The following is a 16,479-nucleotide window of genomic DNA, read 5'->3' as shown; positions in this document are numbered from 1 at the left end:
GGGGCGATTCACCGTCTCGTCCCAGTCGTGTCCCGTCGCTGATGTCATCTGCCGCACCCTCGAACTCGGCATCCACATCACCGGCGCCCGGATCACCGATGAGGACGTCACCGTCATCGAAGCCGCACCACGAGAACCCTTCGGCTTCTGCCCCGATTGCGGTGCTGAAGGCCGGTTGCGGGATCACGTCATCCGCAAGCTCACGGACGTTCCCATCACCGTCCGCCCGACCCGTCTGCACGTGCGTCTACCGCGCTACCAGTGCGTACATGCCGGGTGCCGGCGCACGATCTTCCAGCACCACCTCGACGCCGCTGAGCCAGGGGCGAAGACCACCAAGCGCGCCACGACCTGGATCCTGAAACGCCTCGTCCGCGATCAGATGAGCATCTCGGCCATCAGTTGGGCTCTCGGGTTGGGGTGGGATCTCGTCAACCAGCTGGCGACGACTGCTGCGAAGTCTCTGGTGTACGCGGACCCCGCGCATCTTGCCGGGGTCCGTGTCCTGGGCATCGATGTGCATTGCTGGAAGCTGGTGCGCGGACAAGGCGAAGATTCCTTCGCGACGATCTTCGTGGACCTGACTCCACTCATCGACGGGACTGGTCGAGTACGTCTGCTGGACGTGAAGGCGGGACGCTCAGCCAGAGTCGTGACGACGTGGCTGCAGGAGCGTTCCCCAGCATTTCGTGACGGGGTGAGGATCGTTACGATGGACGGGTTCGCCGGCTACCACTCCGAGACGTCGCAGTCGCTGCCGGAATCCGTGCCGGTGATGACCCCTTCCACGTCGTCCAGCTCGCCGGGCAGAAGCTCACCGCCTGCAGGCAACGATTGCAGCAGCAGATCCACGGACATCGGGGCCGCGAGAAGGACCTCCTTTACCAGGGACGACGGACTCTGCTGACCAGGCGATCTCTGCTGAACAAGCGGGGCAGAGACCGGTTGGAGCGGCTGTGGGCCGAACACGACGATCACGTCGCTTTGGAAGTGACGTACCTCGTCTACCAGGACGTCATCGATGCCTATCGGCATCCCGACCCGAAGGCGGGCAGGCGTCTCATGCAGACGCTGATCGATCAGTTGCGCAGGGGCCTGCCGCGCGGGCTGGAAGAGCTTGCGCAACTAGGGAGGGCACTGTGGCGGAAGCGGTCCCAGGTGCTGGCGTTTTTCGACCGTGGTGGCGTATCGAACGGGCCGGTCGAGGCGATCAACGGGCGTCTTGAGCATCTGCGCGGTATCGGTCTGGGCTTCAGGAACTTCGAGCACTACGTGCTGCGATGCCTGCTCCACTCCGGACAACTATTCAGTAGGGTCAACGCACTCTAGAACCGGAAGAGCCGTCAAAGGCGATTCCTGCTAACGCTGCCGCGGCGTAGGTGGCCCGTCCGAGTTCTTGGAGATAGTTCGTGTGGTCCGGGTGCTCACGATCGTCCGGGTACTCGGCGTGTGGACTGATCATGGCCGCATTGTCTCGCCTCGACAGGATGCTGCTGCTCATACCTGACTGTGTCGCTGCTGTCTCACTTCTCTCAACGCGAGCGTCCGTGCGAGTCGCGCATCGCTACGCCACGGGCAACCAGGCGATTTCGCACGGTACCGCCGTTGAACCCGAGCCGCTTACCGATTTGCTCCAGCGACTCACCCGACTCGTAGCGGCGCACCATCTCCGCGACCTCGTCGGGCGTAGGAGAAGCGTTCCGGATTCGCACGCCTCGTTGACGGAGTAGTTCAGCGAGTCGGACTCGGCTGACGCCAAGCTCCAGCGCGAGATCCCGGAGCTTGGCTCCCTCGGCATACCGGGCCTCAACGGCGGCAAGCTGCCGATCGTTCGGTTGAGCAACTTGCCGTGTCTTACGACGGTCGCGAACTCTACCCTCGGACGGCCGGAGCCGAACCGTCCTGACGACCATCAGCGCACGTCGGAGCCGCGGGGCAAGTTTCGAAAACAGTCTCCGTAGGTCCACGATCGTCCTGGGCCGCGGCAGAGTTTCCCACTATGTCGCGGCTCAGGATTTTTTCGTGGGTTCTGGTCGGGGCGATCGCGGAGTGCCGTCCGTGTGTCAGGGGTTGCAGAACCGCCACACGGGACCGAACCGCCTGTCATCGCGGGCACCTACTATCAGTGGCATGAAACGAATCATCGCTCCCGTCATCCTCGGTCTGGGCCTGGTGCTGGCCGGCTGCGGATCGACCTCCCACGACGCAGGCAGTGCACCGGCGCCAGAGCAGCACGCGGTCCCCGAGGGGTCGGACGGCTCTGCGGAGCAGGACGAGGATCCCGGTGCAACCGAGGCGAACCGACAGGTCATCGCCACGGGTGACATGCGGGTGATCACGGACGACCCCTCTGACGCGGCCGACGGGATCGCCCAGCACGGCGACTCCCGTGGCGGCTATGTGGAGAGTCGTGAGGAGTGGGCCGACCGGGGCGGTGAAGCCGTCGTGGACATCACGCTGCGCGTCCCCGCTGAGGAGTTCGAACAGCTGATGACCGACGTCGAAGGCGCCGGCGAGGTCGTGGAGCGGAGCCAGAGCGCGGAGGACGTGACGGGTGCGGTGCGTGACCTCGATTCGCGGATCAGTGCCCTGGAGACCTCCACCGAGCGCCTGGAGGGCATCATGGGCGAAGCGGATTCCGCCTCCGACCTCCTCGAAGCCGAACAGGCCCTGAGCGAGCGGCAGGGAGAGCTGGAGTCGCTGGTCGCCCAGCGCGATGACCTGGAGGATCAGGTCTCGATGTCCACGCTCCAGGTCGAACTGCGGGAGAGCGACAGTGGGGGCGACCGGGGCGGGTTCGCAGAGTGGCTCGGTGCGCTGGGTACGACCCTGGTGGCCTCAGCAGGCGGACTGGTGCTGGTGCTCGCGGCGCTCCTGCCGTGGGTGATCGTGGTCGGGGTTCCCGGCTGGTTCATCGCTCGCTGGCTCATCCGCCGGAACCGGAGCAGGAAGGCGGCGCAGGGCCGGACATGGGCCCACGACCGTCGAGCGGCCGGTGGCGATGACCGGTCCGAACGGACTGACGGTCAGAAGACGGACGCGCGAGAACCGACCGGAGAGACGTCAGGCAGCTGAGCCGCGTCATTTCCGCGCTCCGGCCGCCCCGTCACACCGCTGACGGCGCCGGCCGGAGGCAGTCGGTCAGGAAGCCCGCCAGCACTCGGTGGTGTCTCCGCGGCTCGGCTCGGATGTGGACTCCTCGATCGTCACGGGGATCGACCATGTCGTGTCCGCCCTGGGGGTGACGCGATAGAGGGCGGACCCGTAGGACGTCGACTTCGCGCTGAATCTCCGGTACCTGGAGCTCGCGGAGTCGAGCGACGTGCGCACGTTCCAGTACCTGGGTGTGCAGAGCGCGGCGAGCGGGACGTCTGCGCTCATGCGCGCGAAGCGCGTTCATGTCCCCGGACCCGCAGTGCGAGCGGGCACGGCGATCGCTGATCGTGTGGGGCCGCGGGTCTCATCCCTCACGCGGTTCCACCTCGAGGGGATCGAAGCCGACTCCGTGGGCGACCAGGTGGGCACGCGGACGCTCCGCGATCATTTCGCCTCGCTCGCGGCCGACGAGCGCTAGTCGATCACGTTCAGACGCGGGAGAGGGTGGGGTAGTCCGTGTAGCCCACCGCAGTGCCGCCGTAGATCGTCGCCTTGTCGACCTCGTTGAAGGGCGCGCCCGTGCGCAGCCGTTCGACGATGTCCGGGTTCGCGAGCGCGGACCTCCCCAGGGGTGCCATGTCTGCGAGCCCCGCCTCGATGTCGTCCGCGACCTGCTCGCGGGTCCGGTCCTTGCGGACGACCAGCAGCACGGACGGCCACGCATCGCGGATCGCGCGCAGCAGGTCGTCGTCGCCCCGGTGGTGCACGTGCAGGTAGGCGAGGTCCAGCTGTACTAGCCGGTGGGTGAGGTGCAGGTACTGGGTGTGCACGGCCTCGGCGTCGCCCTCGTCCAGCCCGCCCAGGCCGAAGGCGGGGGAGATGCGGACCCCGGTGCGGTCCGCCCCGATCTCCTGGGCGACAGCCCGGGTGACCTCGACGGCCAGCCGCGCGCGGTCCTCCACCGAGCCGCCGTAGTCGTCCGTGCGCTGGTTCGCATCGGTGGAGAGGAACTGGTGGAGCAGGTACCCGTTGGCCGCGTGGACCTCCACCGCGTCTGCACCGGCCTCGATCGCGCAGGCGGCTGCATGGCGGAACTCGTCGATGACGCCGGGGATCTCCGTCGCCTCCAGGGCGCGGGGGACCGGGGTCTCCTGCATCCCCGTGGGTGTGGGGATCTGCTGCCCGGCGGAGACGGCGGACGGGCCGACCGGCAGGCGGTGGTGCGGCGTGTTGTCCGGGTGACCCAGGCGGCCCGCGTGCATGAGTTGGAGGACGAGGTGGCCGCCTGCGGCGTGCACGGCCTCAGCGACGGTGCGCCAGCCGGCCACGTGCGCCGGGGTGTGGATCCCGGGGGAGAGCAGGTAGCCCTGTCCGTCCGCGGACGGCTGGGTGCCCTCCGTGATGAGGAGGCCCAGGGAGGCCCGCTGCGCGTAGTACTCGGAGGCCAGCTCGCCCGGCGTGCCGTCCGGCTGCGCGCGGTTCCGGGTCATCGGGGCCAGTGCCAGGCGGTGGGGCAGGTGCATGCGGCCCACGGTGATGGGCTGCCACAGCGACGGTGCGGTCATGGGGTCCTCTCCGAGCGGGTGTGCCCGCACGACGGTAGCCGGGTCGAGGCGACGGTGGTCCGGGCGGTGTCATCGGCTGACATCCGCGCGCTGCGCTCACCGCCCGGACCGCGTCACCAACCGCGCTCGGCCATGCGGTGCGGCGCCGGCAGGTCCGCGACGCTGATGCCCACCATCGCCTCGCCCAGGCCGCGGGACACCCGGGCCAGCAGGGCGGCGTCCTCATAGTGCGCCGTCGCCTCGACGATCGCACGCGCCCGCTGCTGCGGGTTCCCGGACTTGAAGATGCCGGAACCCACGAAGACGCCGTCGGCACCCAGCTGCATCATCATCGCCGCATCCGCCGGCGTCGCGACGCCGCCGGCCGTCAGCAGCGGCACGGGCAGACGGCCGTCCGCCGCGACCCGTGCGACGAGGTCGAGCGGCGCCTGCAGCTCCTTCGCGGCGACGGCCAGCTCATCGCCGCGCAGCGCGGTGAGGCGGGCGATCTCCGCCCGGATCGTGCGGATGTGCTTCGTCGCCTCGGACACGTCCCCCGTGCCGGCCTCGCCCTTCGAGCGGATCATGGCCGCGCCCTCGGCGATCCTCCGCAGCGCCTCGCCCAGGTTCGTCGCGCCGCACACGAACGGCACGGTGAAGGCGCGCTTGTCGATGTGGTGGACGTAGTCGGCAGGGGAGAGGACCTCGGACTCGTCGACGCAGTCGACACCCAGCTCCTGGAGGATCTGCGCCTCGACGACGTGACCGATCCGAGCCTTCGCCATGACCGGGATGTCGACGGCGGCGATGATCTCGTCGATGAGGTCGGGGTCGCTCATGCGTGCCACGCCGCCCTGCGCGCGGATGTCCGCGGGCACCCGCTCGAGCGCCATGACGGCGACGGCGCCCGCCTCGGCCGCGATGCGCGCCTGCTCCGCCGTCACGACGTCCATGATGACTCCGCCGGTGAGGGACCGGGCGAACCCGACCGCGGGGGACTGCGACGAGTGGGACGGGGGTGCGGTGGACTGCGGTGTCATGCTCTTCCTCGCTTCTTTTGGCCTATGCCAGAGTTTGGCATAGGCCGTAACGTAGCATGGGGCGGAGGCGACGACCAGAGGAGGGCGACATGGCGGCGGCGCACCCCGACGACGCAACCGCGCGCATCACCGGCGGCACGGCGGCGGACATCGCGGAGTCGATCCGCTCCCTGCGGGATCGCCGCTCCCTGATGCCTGGTGACGTCCTGCCGTCCGTGCGCGCGCTGGCGGAGGAGCTGGGCGTCAACCGCAACACCGTCGTCGCCGCGTACGGCCAGCTGGCCCGGGCCGGCATCGTCGAGGCGCAGGGGCGGGCGGGCACGCGCATCGCGGGCATCGACCCGGTCGCGCAGGAGGGCTATGCAGCGCAGGCGACGCTGCGCGACATCGCCAGCGGCAACCCGGATCCCGCGCTCATCCCGGACCTGTCGCCGGTCCTGCGGACGCTGGGCGGCGGTCCCGTCCTCTACGGCGCGCCGGTCCTCGACCCGGACCTCGAGGCGTGGGCCCGCGAGTGGATCGGCCCGGACGTCCCGGACGCCTTCTCGCTCACCGTCACGAACGGAGCGGCGGACGCCGTCGAGCGCCTGCTGGCCCAGTCCCTGGGTCGCGACGACGCCGTCGCGCTCGAGGATCCGTGCTTCCTCTCGAGCATCCACACCGTCCGGGTGGGCGGGTACCGGCCCGTCCCGGTCCCCATCGACGCGGAGGGCATGACGGTCGAGGGGCTGCGCGCGGTGCTGGAGACGGGCGTCCGCGCCGTCATCAGCACGCCCCGCGCGCAGAACCCCACCGGCGCGTCGCGGTCCGCCGCGCGCGCCGCCGCCCTGCAGGAGGTCCTCGCGGACCACCCGTACGTCCTCGTCATCGAGGACGACTACTTCTCGCTCCTGTCCCGGCAGCCGTTCCACTCGCTCGTGGGTCCGGGGCACCGCCGCTGGGCCCTGCTGCGCTCCCTGTCGAAGTTCATCGGCCCGGACATCGCCGTCGCACTCGTCGCCTCGGACGCGGACACCGCCGCCGGTCTCGCGATGCGCCTGCGGCCGGGCACCACGTGGGTGAGCCACCTGCTGCAGCGCGTGGCGCACGGACTGCTGACGGATCCGGAGGCGGTCGCGCAGATCGAGCGCGCGAGTCTCCACTACGCACGGCGCAACGCCGCGGTCGCCCGGCTCCTCACCGAGCACGGCGTGCCCGCCTCCGCCGGCGACGGCCTGAGCTTGTGGGTGGAGCTGCCGGTCCCCGCCCGGTCCGTGCTGCGCCCCCTGGCCGAGCGCGGCTGGCTGGTGCGCGCGGGCGAGGATTTCCGGGTGGGGGAGCAGGGCGCGGTCGCGCACCGGCTGCGACTCACGGTCCATGCCCTCACCGACGCCGAGGCCGCCCTCCTGGCCGCGGACGTCGCCGCCGCGGTGGGGACCGCGCTACCGCTCGAGTGACATTCTGTTTACGATGAGATGTACTCGTAGTGAATGCCGGTCGACGGGAGAGTCCGCACCGGCGTGACTGCCGCCGCCCGGACCTGGCCGCCCCCACGGCGACCGGTCCGCACGGTTCCTCCGACCCGAGGTAGTCAGTGGAATTCCTCACACTCACAGTCGTGCTGGTCATCGCGCTCGCACTCTTCTTCGACTTCACCAACGGCTTCCACGACACGGCGAACGCCATGGCGACGCCCATCGCCACAGGAGCCCTCAAGCCCAGGACGGCCGTCGCACTGGCCGCGATCCTCAACCTCATCGGCGCGCTCCTGTCGACCGAGGTCGCGAAGACCGTCTCCGGCGGCATCATCCACGAGGACCGGATCAGTGCGGACTTCTTCCCGTTCGTCATCTTCGCCGGGCTCATCGGCGCGATCTTCTGGAACATGCTCACGTGGCTGCTGGGACTGCCGTCCAGCTCGTCGCACGCGCTGTTCGGCGGTCTGCTGGGCGCCACGATCGTGGGAGTGGGCTACACCGCGGTGAATGCCGGCGGCGTTCTGTCGAAGATCATCCTGCCCGCGGTCCTCTCCCCGCTGACCGCCGCCATCGTCGCGTTCGTCGCCACGAAGATCGCCTACCGGATGACACGGCGGTACGACGGCAAGCCCAACGGTCGCGACGGATTCCGACGCGGCCAGATCTTCACCTCGTCGCTCGTCGCCCTGGCACACGGGACGAATGACGCGCAGAAGACGATGGGCATCATCACCCTGCTGCTCATCACGGTGGGGTGGCAGTCGGCCGCGCACCACGAGCCCCAGCTGTGGGTCGTGCTCACCTGCGCGATCACGATCGCGCTGGGCACGTACATGGGCGGGTGGCGGATCATCCGCACCCTGGGGAAGGGACTCACGGAGGTGCGGCCCGCGCAGGGCTTCGCGGCGGAGACCTCGACCGGTGCCACGATCCTCGTGTCCTCCGCGCTGGGCTTCGCGCTCTCGACCACCCAGGTCGCGTCCGGTTCCGTCATCGGGTCCGGACTGGGGCGGCGCGGATCGACCGTCAAGTGGTCGACCGCGGGGAAGATCGTGTCCGGGTGGCTGCTGACGCTGCCGGCCGCCGGCCTCGTGGGCGCGCTCGCGACGCTCGTCATCATGTGGGTGGGCCCGTGGGGCCTCCTGCTGGACGCGGCGGTCGCCGGCGGCATCGTCGTGTACCTCTACGTCCGCTCGCTGGCGACCCGCGTCGATCACTCGAACGCGGTGAGCGACGTCGCGGAGTCGGGGAACGCCGTCGACATCAAGGGACAGGGTTCGAAGGCAGAGGGGAAGGGCCGCGCATGATCGACTGGTTCGCATTCCTGGAGGTCTTCATCGTCTCGCTCGCATGCGCGGCCGTGGGCGTCTTCTTCTACGCGCTGGGCCTGCGCATGCTCGTCTCCGGAGGCCGTCCGCCGGTCGTGCCGCCCGCGGAGTTCCCCGACGCGATCGCCGTGCGGTCTCCCCAGCAGGCGGCGAAGATCGAGAAGAAGGTCGCGAAGGTCATGCAGCCGGAGCCGCTCACCCCCGGCCAGCAGCGCCTGCGCCTGGCGTCGGCCTACCTGTGCTTCGGCGTCTGCGCGTGCGCGGTCATCGGGGCGGTCGTCTACCTCGTCGCGTACTGAGGGCCCCGCTCATCCGCGGGTGAGCGCGGCGTGGGTCGCCAGGGCCTGCTGGTCCGTGAGCGAGGCGACGTAGTCGAGGATCGCCCGCGACCGGCCCTGCCTGCGCAGCCCCGCATCGTCCGCGGCGCCCAGCAGCAGGTCAGGCCGGCGGTCCCGCAGCGCGAACGTCGCCTCCGTCGTGTGGTCCACCCACTCGAGCAGGCGCCGGGGTGCGCGGCCGCCGTCGAAGGGGTCGGACAGCCACGCGTCGAAGCCGCGGACCAGTTCCTCGAGGACCCGACGCTGGCCGCGCTGCGCCAGGGCGATGTCCGGCAGGTCGAGCACGAAGCGCGCGTGCACGAACTTGAGGACCAGCACCTCGTGCCAGGCCCGCCGGTCCAACCGCACGTGGCCGCCGCGCACGGACGGCTCGGCTTCGACGACGACGCTGGTGCGCAGTCGCTCGATCCAGCGTCGCGTGAACGCGGAGACCTTGCGCTCCGCCTCCCCGCCCCCGTCGTACGGCCGGGTGAGCAGGTCATCGCCCAGATCCGCGCTGATGCGGCGCACCGCCGCCTCGAACTCGTCGCTGTGGGCGATCCACGGGTCCTTGCGCAGCGCATCGCGGCGCAGCAGCTCGAGGGAGGCGCCGGGCTCCCGCCAGCGGAGCCGCAGTCTCCGGAGGTCCGCGTCGCGCAGGTCGGGGTCGCCGTCCAGCCACGCGTGGAACTCTCCGGCCACCTCCGCCTGCTGGAGCACACCGGCGCGCACGAAGTCGTCCAGGTCGTGGACCGCGTAGGCGATGTCGTCGGCCAGATCCATGATCGCGCAGTCGACCGTCTGCTGGAACGGATCGATCGCCGGGAAAGCGGAGCGCACCGCATCCATCTCCTCCGCCTCGAGGGCGTACGCGGAGAACTTGACGGCCCCGCCCGTGGGGTCGAGGCCCACGCCGCGGGGGCGGGCCTCCGCCGGCACCTGCTCGAGGTCGACGCCCGCCCACTGCCCGCGCGTCCACGGGTACTTGAGCACGGAGGCGCGCACCGCGGCGGTGAGATTCAGGCCGGGGAAGTCACGCCCCAGGGTGTCGAGTGCGGTGAGGATCCGGAAGGTCTGCGCGTTGCCCTCGAACCCCTCCGGCAGGCCCAGCTCCGTCCGGGCGATCCGGTCGAGCGTCCGCTCGCCCAGGTGCCCGAACGGGGGATGGCCCAGGTCGTGCGCGTGCGCGGCGGACTGGGCGACGATCGTGTCGCAGCCGCCCAGGTGCGCCAGCACGGCCCCCACCGGGTCGGATGCGCCCCGACCGTCCTCGTGCGCGCGGTGCCGGGCCAGGCGGGCGGCGAGGTTCGCGGCGATGACGCGGGCGACGGCGCTGACCTTGAGCGAGTGCGTGAGCCGGTTGTGCATGATGGGGCCCACTCCGGACTGCGGCACCACCTGCGTGACCGCGGACAGCCGGCCGAAGTAGGGGGAGAACCGCAGCCGCTCCAGGTCGATGCGGTACTCGTGGACCTCGTTCGGGCTGTGCGCGTCCGCTGCCTCCTCGACGGCGGACCGGTGCTGCGAAGGGACGGACTCCGGGTGTCTGCGGAGGTGCCGTGCGTCTCCGGCACCGGATGGGGACGTGACCATGCTCGCCATTGAAGCACGCGCCTCAGCGCCGGATCGACAGACCCGCCAGCAGGCGGTCGGACAGACCGCCGGCTTCCGGGTCGGACACCCCGCCGGTCAGCAGCAGCTCGTCCGCCCCCGTCCACCGCGCGATCGCGGTGAGGCGCTCCTGCACGTGCTCCGGAGTGCCGTGCACGGTCATCTCGAGCTGGCGTCGCACGCGTCGCGCCTGCTGGTGCGTGAGACGGTCCGGGTCCAGCGCGTCGACCGGCTGCAGCGGGTCGAAGGAACCGGTCGAGCGCGACAGCGCCGTCGCCCACACCTCCGGCAGCGCCAGCCTCTGTGCCGCCTCCGGCGTCGGAGCGACCGCCACGGTGACGCTCGCGATGACCCGCGGCCGTTCTCTGAGGGGTGAGGGGCGGAAGTCCTGGCGGTACCGGGCCAGCGGGGTGTGCTCCGGGTGACCGGGACCTCGGCGACCGTCCCCCTCCGCCGCGCCCGCCGGCGGGTGGACGGACGGGCCGCCCACGACGGCTCCCAGACCCAGTCGTGCCGCCAGCGGCAGCCGCGACCCGCCCGTGAGGACGAGGAGGGGCGCGGGGGCGGCCGGCTGCGGGCGGAGGGTGACGGGGCTGCGGCCTCCCAGCGCGTCAACGAGTGCGGCGACATCGTCGTCGTACTCGGCGGCCGCGTCGTCGGACTGGTGCAGCGCGCGGCGGACGGCGGCGGTGAAGCCGGTGCTGGCACCCAGGCCGACGTCCAGACGCCCCGGGTGGAGCGCGGAGAGGACGGAGACCTGCTCCGCCAGGATGAACGGCGGGTGAGTGGGGACCATGAGGCCGCCGGTGCCCACGCGGATGCGACGGGTCGCCGCGGCCACCGCACCGGCCAGGAGGGCGGGGGAGGAGCCGGCGATGCCGGGGACGGCGTGGTGCTCGGCGACCCAGAAGCCGTGGAAGCCCAAGTCCTCCGCGGTGCGGGCCCGGTCGACGACCCCCGTGAGCACAGCGGCGTCGGACACGCCGGCCGGCGTGAGCGCGCGGTCGAGGAGGGAGAGGGGGACCAGCCCAGGGGCGGCGTTCCCGTCAGTCACGGACGGACTCGGACCGGGTGTCCGGCAGGAGCCAGCCCAGGAGCGCGGAGACGACCGCGACGACGATGGCGGCCAGCACGGCGGACCAGAAGAACGTGTCGATGCTGAGGACGAACGGTGTGAACTCCGACAGCCAGGCCGTCAGCACGAGCATGAGCGCGTTCACGATGATGGAGAACAGGCCCAGCGTCAGGCACGTGAGCGGTGTCGAGACGAAGGAGACGATCGGCTTCACGAACGCGTTGACGACGCCGAAGACCAGAGCGATGCAGGCGTAGGCGACGAGGGTCGCGGGGGTGTCCCCGATCGAGGAGGCGAGCGAGTCGCTGCCGGAGATCGTGACACCGGGAAGCAGGAGGACCGCGGCGGCCAGCGCCAGGGCGTTGACGAGGATGCGGACGAGGAATCTCATGCGACCCAGCCTAGGCAGTGCGGCTGACAGATCCCTCCGGGCCGCTCCTCAGCCCAGGTGCGCGGCGACCTCGTCCAGCACCCGCTGACCCATCGACTCGTTCTTCTTCCCGTCCATGAGCGCCCGGGGCGCATCCGGGAGGCCGGAGACGACCAGTTCGAGGAGGGCGCCGTCGCCGTCCGGGTTCACCCGGGCGCCCACGATGTGGCCCCACGAGAACAGCGACTTCTTCGTCTGCCACACGAGCGAGAGGGTCTGCTCGTCGCGCTCCATCACCTGGACCGCGTTCTGCGCGGCGGCGGTGACCGCCTCGTAGACGGCGGGGGCGGGGGCCGCGAACCGGCGCTGGTTCTGCTTCGTGGACATGGGGTCGCTCCTTCTGCGGTGGACGGCGCACCCGGCGCCGACTCTGGTGCCGCTCTATTTTCCCGCGCGGTCGGGCCTCCTGCACCGACTGTCCCAGATCTGCGACACGCGTGACCGGGCGGACATCCGCGAGGGCGCGGGGCGCGACTGTGCGCTGCGTCACGGTGTGCGAGGATGGCGTTCGCCACCGGCATCGTCGCCGGTGGTGAACGCCGACAGTGAGGAGAACGACGACGTGACTGCTCGATCCGCCACCCCGTCCTACAGCTCCGGGACCTCTGACGTACCGCTGCTGGGGCTCACCCTGGGCGACGACCTGCTGGCGGCCGCGGCCGCCCGGCCGGACGGCGAGGCCCTGGTCGACGTCCCCTCCGGACGCCGGTGGACGTATGCGCAGCTGGAGGAGGACACGCGCGCACTGGCCGTCGCGCTGCTGGACCGCGGCGTGCGGCCGGGCGATCGGGTGGCGATCTGGGCGCAGAACGTGCCGGAGTGGACGCTCGTCCTCTACGCGGTCGCCCGCCTGGGCGGCGTCGTCGTGAATGTGAACCCCGCCTACCGCGCGCACGAGCTCGAGTACGTGCTGCGGCAGAGCGGCACCCGCACCGTCGTCGCGCAGATCGCGGACGCCCGCTCCGACTACCTCGCGATCGCGCACCAGGCGGCGGAGTCCCTGGGCGGCGTCGACGTCCTCGCACTCGACACCGTGCCGGGCCCGCTGGGAGCCGAGGCGAGGGCGCACGTACCTTCGCAGCAGTCGTTCGCCGCGCTGCTGGAGCGCGGCCGGTCGCTGCTGGAGGACACGGGCGCGCGGTGGAGCACCCGCCTGGAACAGGCGGAGGCGGAGGTGACGGCCGACGATCCCGTCAACCTCCAGTACACCTCCGGCACGACGGGCTTTCCCAAAGGGGTGACTCTCAGCCATCACAACATCCTCAACAACGGATTCTCGATCGGTGGGCTGCTGGGGTACACGGAGACCGACCGCGTCGTCCTGCCCGTCCCGTTCTTCCACTGCTTCGGGATGGTGATCGGGACGCTCGCGATCGTCTCGCACCGGGCGACCGCCGTCATCCCCGCCGCCGCGTTCGATCCGGAGGCCACGCTGCGGGCCGTGCAGGACGAGCGCGCGACCTCCCTGTACGGCGTCCCCACGATGTTCATCGCGGAGCTGTCGCTGCCGGACTTCGCCACGTTCGACCTCTCGACGCTGCGCACGGGCGTCATGGCGGGTTCCACATGCCCCGTCGAGGTCATGCGCCAGGTCATCGACCGGATGCACATGGACGAGGTCGCGATCTGCTACGGGATGACCGAGACCTCGCCGGTGTCGACGATGACCCGGGCGGACGACACGCTCGAGCGCCGCACGGAGACGGTGGGCCGGGTCATGCCGCACACGGAGGTCAAGATCGTCGACCCGGTCGACGGGCGCACCGTGCCCCGGGGCGTCAAGGGCGAGGTCTGCACGCGCGGGTACTCCGTCATGCTGGGCTACTGGGACGAGCCGGACAAGACCGCCCAGGCGATCGACGCCGCCCGCTGGATGCACACCGGCGACATCGGCGTCATGGACGACGACGGCTACATCGAGATCACCGGCCGCATCAAGGACATGGTGATCCGCGGGGGCGAGAACGTCTACCCCCGCGAGATCGAGGAGTTCTTCCACCGCCACCCGGCGATCCGCGACATCCAGGTCGTGGGAGTGCCGGACGAGAAGTACGGCGAGGAGCTCATGGCGTGGGTCGTGCTGGCGGACGGGCACGAGAGCCTGGGCCCGGACGACCTGCGCGCGTTCGCCCAGGGCGAGCTGGCGCACTACAAGGTGCCCCGCTACGTGGAGGTCCGCACGGAGTTCCCCATGACCGTCTCCGGCAAGGTCCGCAAGGTCGAGCTGCGAGACGAGGGCGCCCGGCTGGTCGCGGGCGCCTGAGCCGTCAGCGCAGGCTCTCGAGGGTCGACCGCGAGCGGTCGTCCAGCGGGGTCGAGCGGCGCGTCGTCGTGTCCGTCAGCACCATGACGGACTCGGCGCGCGCGTGCACGATGCCCTCGCTGACGAGCACCTGCTCGACGACGATCGAGCTGGTGCCCACACGGATCACGCGCGTGCCCACCTCGACGTCGCCGGGCCACAGGAGCTCCGCGACGTACTCGATCGTGATCTTCGCGATGACGAAGTCGCGGGTCGAGTCCGCCGCGACCTGGCGCAGCTGGTGGATGAGCTCGACGCGGCCGGTCTCGAAGAACGTCGAGAACACGGCGTTGTTGACGTGGCCCTGGCGGTCCGTGTCCGCGTAGCGGAGCTTGTCGTACGAGCGCAGGGGGAAGCCGGAGAGAGGGGAGTCCTGCGTCATGTCAGTACGCCTTCACGCGCTGCTCGACGATGATGTGGATGAGGGCGAAGGTGCCCTCTCCGATCGCCGCGAAGGCGCGGTCGAGTGCCGCGGGCACGTCCGCGTCCTGCTCGACGCGGATGCCGACCCCGCCGAAGGCCTCTGCCATGAGCGCGAAGTCCGGGTTCCGCATCTGGGTGCCGGAGATGCGCTCCGGGTACTCCCGCTCCTGGTGCGTGCGGATCGTGCCGTACTCCTGGTTGTCCATCACGACGACCAGGGGGTGCGCGCCGTACTGGGCGGCGGTCGCCAGCTCCTGACCGTTCATGAGGAACTCCCCGTCGCCGGCGATCGAGACGACCTGCCGCTCCGGGTACCGCAGCGAGGCCGCGACCGCGGAGGGGACGGAGTAGCCCATCGACCCGTTGCGCGCGGACAGCATCGACGCGTAGCCGTTCGTGGGGAAATAGCGGTGGGCCCAGTTCGTGTGCTCGCCGGCGCCGAAGGTGACCATCGCGTCCTCGTCGAGTCGCTCGACCAGTCCGCCCATGAGCGTCGCCATGCGCGCCCGGCCCTCACCCGGCTGCGACGCCGGGGGAGCGGAGAACTCGAGCTGCGCCTTCCGCAGGCGGTTCGTCCACTGGCGCCACGTGTCGCGGACCGGCAGGTCCATGCGGATGAGGTCGCGGATGAACGGGTCCGGCTTCGCGACGATCTGGTAGGTGACGGGACCGGAGCGCCCGCGCAGCGACGGGTCGATCGTCACGATGAAGTTCTGCTTCTCCCAGTTCTGCCGCACCGTGAAGCCGTCGGTGATGACGTCGCCGGGGACCGTGCCCACGAACACCAGCAGGTCGGACTCGTCCATGAGTCGCTCCGTGAAGCCCGGGCGGCCATAGCCCAGCGGCCCCACGTACGACGGGGAGCCGAAGGGGACCGTGCCCTGGCAGCGCCACTCCGCGGCCGCCGGCAGATTGTGGTCCTCGAGCCAGCGGGTGAAGGTCTCCGCCGCCTCGTGCGTCCAGTCGTTGCCGCCGAACACGAACAGGGGGCGGTCGGCGCCGTCCAGCGCGGACCGCAGCGCCTTCCAGTCCTGCACGGTCATGCCGCCGGTCGCGATGGGGATCTCCGGGTGCACGATGTCCTCGTGCGCCTCACGGATGATGTCCTCCGGCAGGCCCACGACGACGGGGCCGGGGCGTCCGGAGTTCGCCGCGAACATCGCCTCCGCCACGATCTCGGAGGCGCGCTCCGGATGGTCGAGCACCATGACGCGCTTGGCGCCCGTGTCGAACCACGCCTTGGGATCGAACTCCTGGAACGCCTCCTTCTCGCGGTGCTCGAAGGGGATGAGTCCCACGAAGAGGACCATGGGGGTCGAGTCCTGCCAGGCGGTGTGCAGCCCCACGTGCGCGTTCGCGGCGCCCGGACCGCGGGTCACCATCGCGACGCCGGGGGTCGACGACATCTTGCCGTCGGCCTCGGCCATGTAGGCCGCACCGCCCTCGTGACGGCAGACGACCGTCTCGATCGTCGAGTCGTGGAGGCCGTCCAGGACATCGAGGTACGACTCGCCGGGCACCACGTAGACGCGCTCGACGCCGTGCTGCTCGAGGGACCGCACGATCATGTGTCCTGCGGAGGGGGTGCCGGAACGATCGGAGGGTGACGCCATTGTGAGAATCCTTCGTGGTCGCGGTCGACGGAGATACTGGGGCTCGCATCATTATGCGCAGATCTGTGGCTGTGGCCACCGAATCTGCCTCATGGCCCCGCGTGTGGCGCGGTCGTCTCATCCGGTGAGATCGGATCCGGGCGCTGCGCGCGGGTGGGAGGACCACACGTGTTCGGTGACGATTGGGTTTCGATTCCGGCCCGGAACGCGCGAGAGCCGTTCCTGGGATGCCCCTGCGAGCGC

The 16,479-nt window shown here is 70.6% G+C and carries 14 protein-coding genes and 1 pseudogene; 7 read left to right on the top strand and 8 right to left on the bottom strand.

Going from position 1 to position 16,479, the window contains the following annotated elements:
- Nucleotides 1-46: 46 nt before the first annotated feature.
- The 3 genes and pseudogenes from HGBR_RS19210 to HGBR_RS01725 all read left to right on the top strand — a co-directional run bounded on the left by HGBR_RS19210 (nucleotide 47) and on the right by HGBR_RS01725 (nucleotide 3,574).
- Nucleotides 47-1,329 (top strand): annotated as a pseudogene (locus HGBR_RS19210) (ISL3 family transposase).
- An 801-nt stretch (nucleotides 1,330-2,130) separates the two neighbouring features.
- Nucleotides 2,131-3,075, top strand: coding sequence for a DUF4349 domain-containing protein (locus HGBR_RS15955; RefSeq protein WP_019157613.1), 945 nt, complete (start codon nucleotides 2,131-2,133; stop codon nucleotides 3,073-3,075).
- Between the two features lie 247 nt (nucleotides 3,076-3,322).
- Entirely contained in the window at nucleotides 3,323-3,574 is a 252-nt protein-coding gene (locus HGBR_RS01725) for a hypothetical protein (RefSeq protein ID WP_019157611.1), read from the top strand.
- A gap of 10 nt (nucleotides 3,575-3,584) precedes the next feature.
- Here HGBR_RS01725 and HGBR_RS01720 read toward each other — a convergent pair whose 3' ends face one another.
- A complete protein-coding gene (locus HGBR_RS01720) occupies nucleotides 3,585-4,661 on the bottom strand; it encodes an alkene reductase (protein ID WP_019157610.1) in 1,077 nt (358 codons plus the stop codon).
- A 113-nt stretch (nucleotides 4,662-4,774) separates the two neighbouring features.
- Entirely contained in the window at nucleotides 4,775-5,680 is a 906-nt protein-coding gene (gene pdxS / locus HGBR_RS01715) for a pyridoxal 5'-phosphate synthase lyase subunit PdxS (protein WP_019157609.1), read from the bottom strand.
- Nucleotides 5,681-5,769: 89 nt separating this feature from the next.
- Between pdxS and HGBR_RS01710 the strand changes: the two genes are divergently transcribed.
- From HGBR_RS01710 to HGBR_RS01700, 3 genes are all read left to right on the top strand, one after another.
- On the top strand, nucleotides 5,770-7,116 hold the full coding sequence (locus HGBR_RS01710) for a GntR family transcriptional regulator (RefSeq protein WP_019157608.1): 1,347 nt from the start codon (nucleotides 5,770-5,772) through the stop codon (nucleotides 7,114-7,116).
- A gap of 137 nt (nucleotides 7,117-7,253) precedes the next feature.
- Nucleotides 7,254-8,444 carry an inorganic phosphate transporter gene (locus tag HGBR_RS01705; protein WP_019157607.1) on the top strand — a complete coding sequence of 397 codons (1,191 nt, stop codon included), beginning with the start codon at nucleotides 7,254-7,256 and terminating at the stop codon, nucleotides 8,442-8,444.
- On the top strand, nucleotides 8,441-8,764 hold the full coding sequence (locus tag HGBR_RS01700) for a hypothetical protein (RefSeq protein ID WP_019157606.1): 324 nt from the start codon (nucleotides 8,441-8,443) through the stop codon (nucleotides 8,762-8,764). The genes HGBR_RS01705 and HGBR_RS01700 overlap by 4 nt, the downstream gene beginning before the upstream one ends.
- 9 nt (nucleotides 8,765-8,773) lie before the next feature.
- Here the strand turns inward: HGBR_RS01700 and HGBR_RS01695 are convergent, their stop codons facing one another.
- The 4 genes from HGBR_RS01695 to HGBR_RS01680 are packed head-to-tail and all read right to left on the bottom strand — an operon-like array spanning nucleotide 8,774 to nucleotide 12,225.
- A complete protein-coding gene (locus tag HGBR_RS01695; RefSeq protein ID WP_147522120.1) occupies nucleotides 8,774-10,375 on the bottom strand; it encodes a deoxyguanosinetriphosphate triphosphohydrolase family protein in 1,602 nt (533 codons plus the stop codon).
- A gap of 22 nt (nucleotides 10,376-10,397) precedes the next feature.
- Nucleotides 10,398-11,447, bottom strand: coding sequence for an MsnO8 family LLM class oxidoreductase (locus HGBR_RS01690; RefSeq protein ID WP_019157604.1), 1,050 nt, complete (start codon nucleotides 11,445-11,447; stop codon nucleotides 10,398-10,400).
- Nucleotides 11,440-11,859 (bottom strand): phage holin family protein, encoded by a 420-nt coding sequence (locus HGBR_RS01685; protein ID WP_019157603.1) that lies wholly within the window; start codon nucleotides 11,857-11,859, stop codon nucleotides 11,440-11,442. Before HGBR_RS01685 ends, HGBR_RS01690 begins: the two co-directional genes overlap by 8 nt.
- A 48-nt stretch (nucleotides 11,860-11,907) precedes the next feature.
- Nucleotides 11,908-12,225 (bottom strand): hypothetical protein, encoded by a 318-nt coding sequence (locus HGBR_RS01680; RefSeq protein WP_019157602.1) that lies wholly within the window; start codon nucleotides 12,223-12,225, stop codon nucleotides 11,908-11,910.
- A 235-nt stretch (nucleotides 12,226-12,460) separates the two neighbouring features.
- Here HGBR_RS01680 and HGBR_RS01675 point away from each other — a divergent pair, with 235 nt between their 5' ends.
- Nucleotides 12,461-14,161 carry an AMP-binding protein gene (locus HGBR_RS01675; protein ID WP_026077243.1) on the top strand — a complete coding sequence of 567 codons (1,701 nt, stop codon included), beginning with the start codon at nucleotides 12,461-12,463 and terminating at the stop codon, nucleotides 14,159-14,161.
- Nucleotides 14,162-14,165: 4 nt separating this feature from the next.
- Here HGBR_RS01675 and HGBR_RS01670 read toward each other — a convergent pair whose 3' ends face one another.
- Together HGBR_RS01670 and HGBR_RS01665 are read right to left on the bottom strand one after the other, a co-directional pair.
- The gene (locus tag HGBR_RS01670) at nucleotides 14,166-14,582 is read right to left on the bottom strand and encodes an acyl-CoA thioesterase (protein WP_019157600.1); all 417 of its coding nucleotides are present in this window, start codon (nucleotides 14,580-14,582) and stop codon (nucleotides 14,166-14,168) included.
- Nucleotide 14,583: 1 nt separating this feature from the next.
- Nucleotides 14,584-16,236, bottom strand: coding sequence for a thiamine pyrophosphate-dependent enzyme (locus HGBR_RS01665; protein WP_026077242.1), 1,653 nt, complete (start codon nucleotides 16,234-16,236; stop codon nucleotides 14,584-14,586).
- Nucleotides 16,237-16,479 lie beyond the last annotated feature (243 nt).

This window comes from Brevibacterium senegalense, from assembly GCF_000285835.1.
Taxonomy (GTDB): domain Bacteria; phylum Actinomycetota; class Actinomycetes; order Actinomycetales; family Brevibacteriaceae; genus Brevibacterium; species Brevibacterium senegalense.
This window is presented reverse-complemented; position numbering and strand designations above follow the sequence as displayed.

Excerpts from the sequence above, each read along its gene's own strand:
- HGBR_RS15955 (WP_019157613.1), top strand. The coding sequence starts at position 2,131 with ATGAAACGAATCATCGCTCCCGTCATCCTCGGTCTGGGCCTGGTGCTG.
- HGBR_RS01720 (WP_019157610.1), bottom strand. The coding sequence starts at position 4,661 with ATGACCGCACCGTCGCTGTGGCAGCCCATCACCGTGGGCCGCATGCAC.
- pdxS (WP_019157609.1), bottom strand. The coding sequence starts at position 5,680 with ATGACACCGCAGTCCACCGCACCCCCGTCCCACTCGTCGCAGTCCCCC.
- HGBR_RS01710 (WP_019157608.1), top strand. The coding sequence starts at position 5,770 with ATGGCGGCGGCGCACCCCGACGACGCAACCGCGCGCATCACCGGCGGC.
- HGBR_RS01700 (WP_019157606.1), top strand. The coding sequence starts at position 8,441 with ATGATCGACTGGTTCGCATTCCTGGAGGTCTTCATCGTCTCGCTCGCA.
- HGBR_RS01695 (WP_147522120.1), bottom strand. The coding sequence starts at position 10,375 with ATGGTCACGTCCCCATCCGGTGCCGGAGACGCACGGCACCTCCGCAGA.
- HGBR_RS01685 (WP_019157603.1), bottom strand. The coding sequence starts at position 11,859 with ATGAGATTCCTCGTCCGCATCCTCGTCAACGCCCTGGCGCTGGCCGCC.
- HGBR_RS01680 (WP_019157602.1), bottom strand. The coding sequence starts at position 12,225 with ATGTCCACGAAGCAGAACCAGCGCCGGTTCGCGGCCCCCGCCCCCGCC.
- HGBR_RS01670 (WP_019157600.1), bottom strand. The coding sequence starts at position 14,582 with ATGACGCAGGACTCCCCTCTCTCCGGCTTCCCCCTGCGCTCGTACGAC.
- HGBR_RS01665 (WP_026077242.1), bottom strand. The coding sequence starts at position 16,236 with ATGGCGTCACCCTCCGATCGTTCCGGCACCCCCTCCGCAGGACACATG.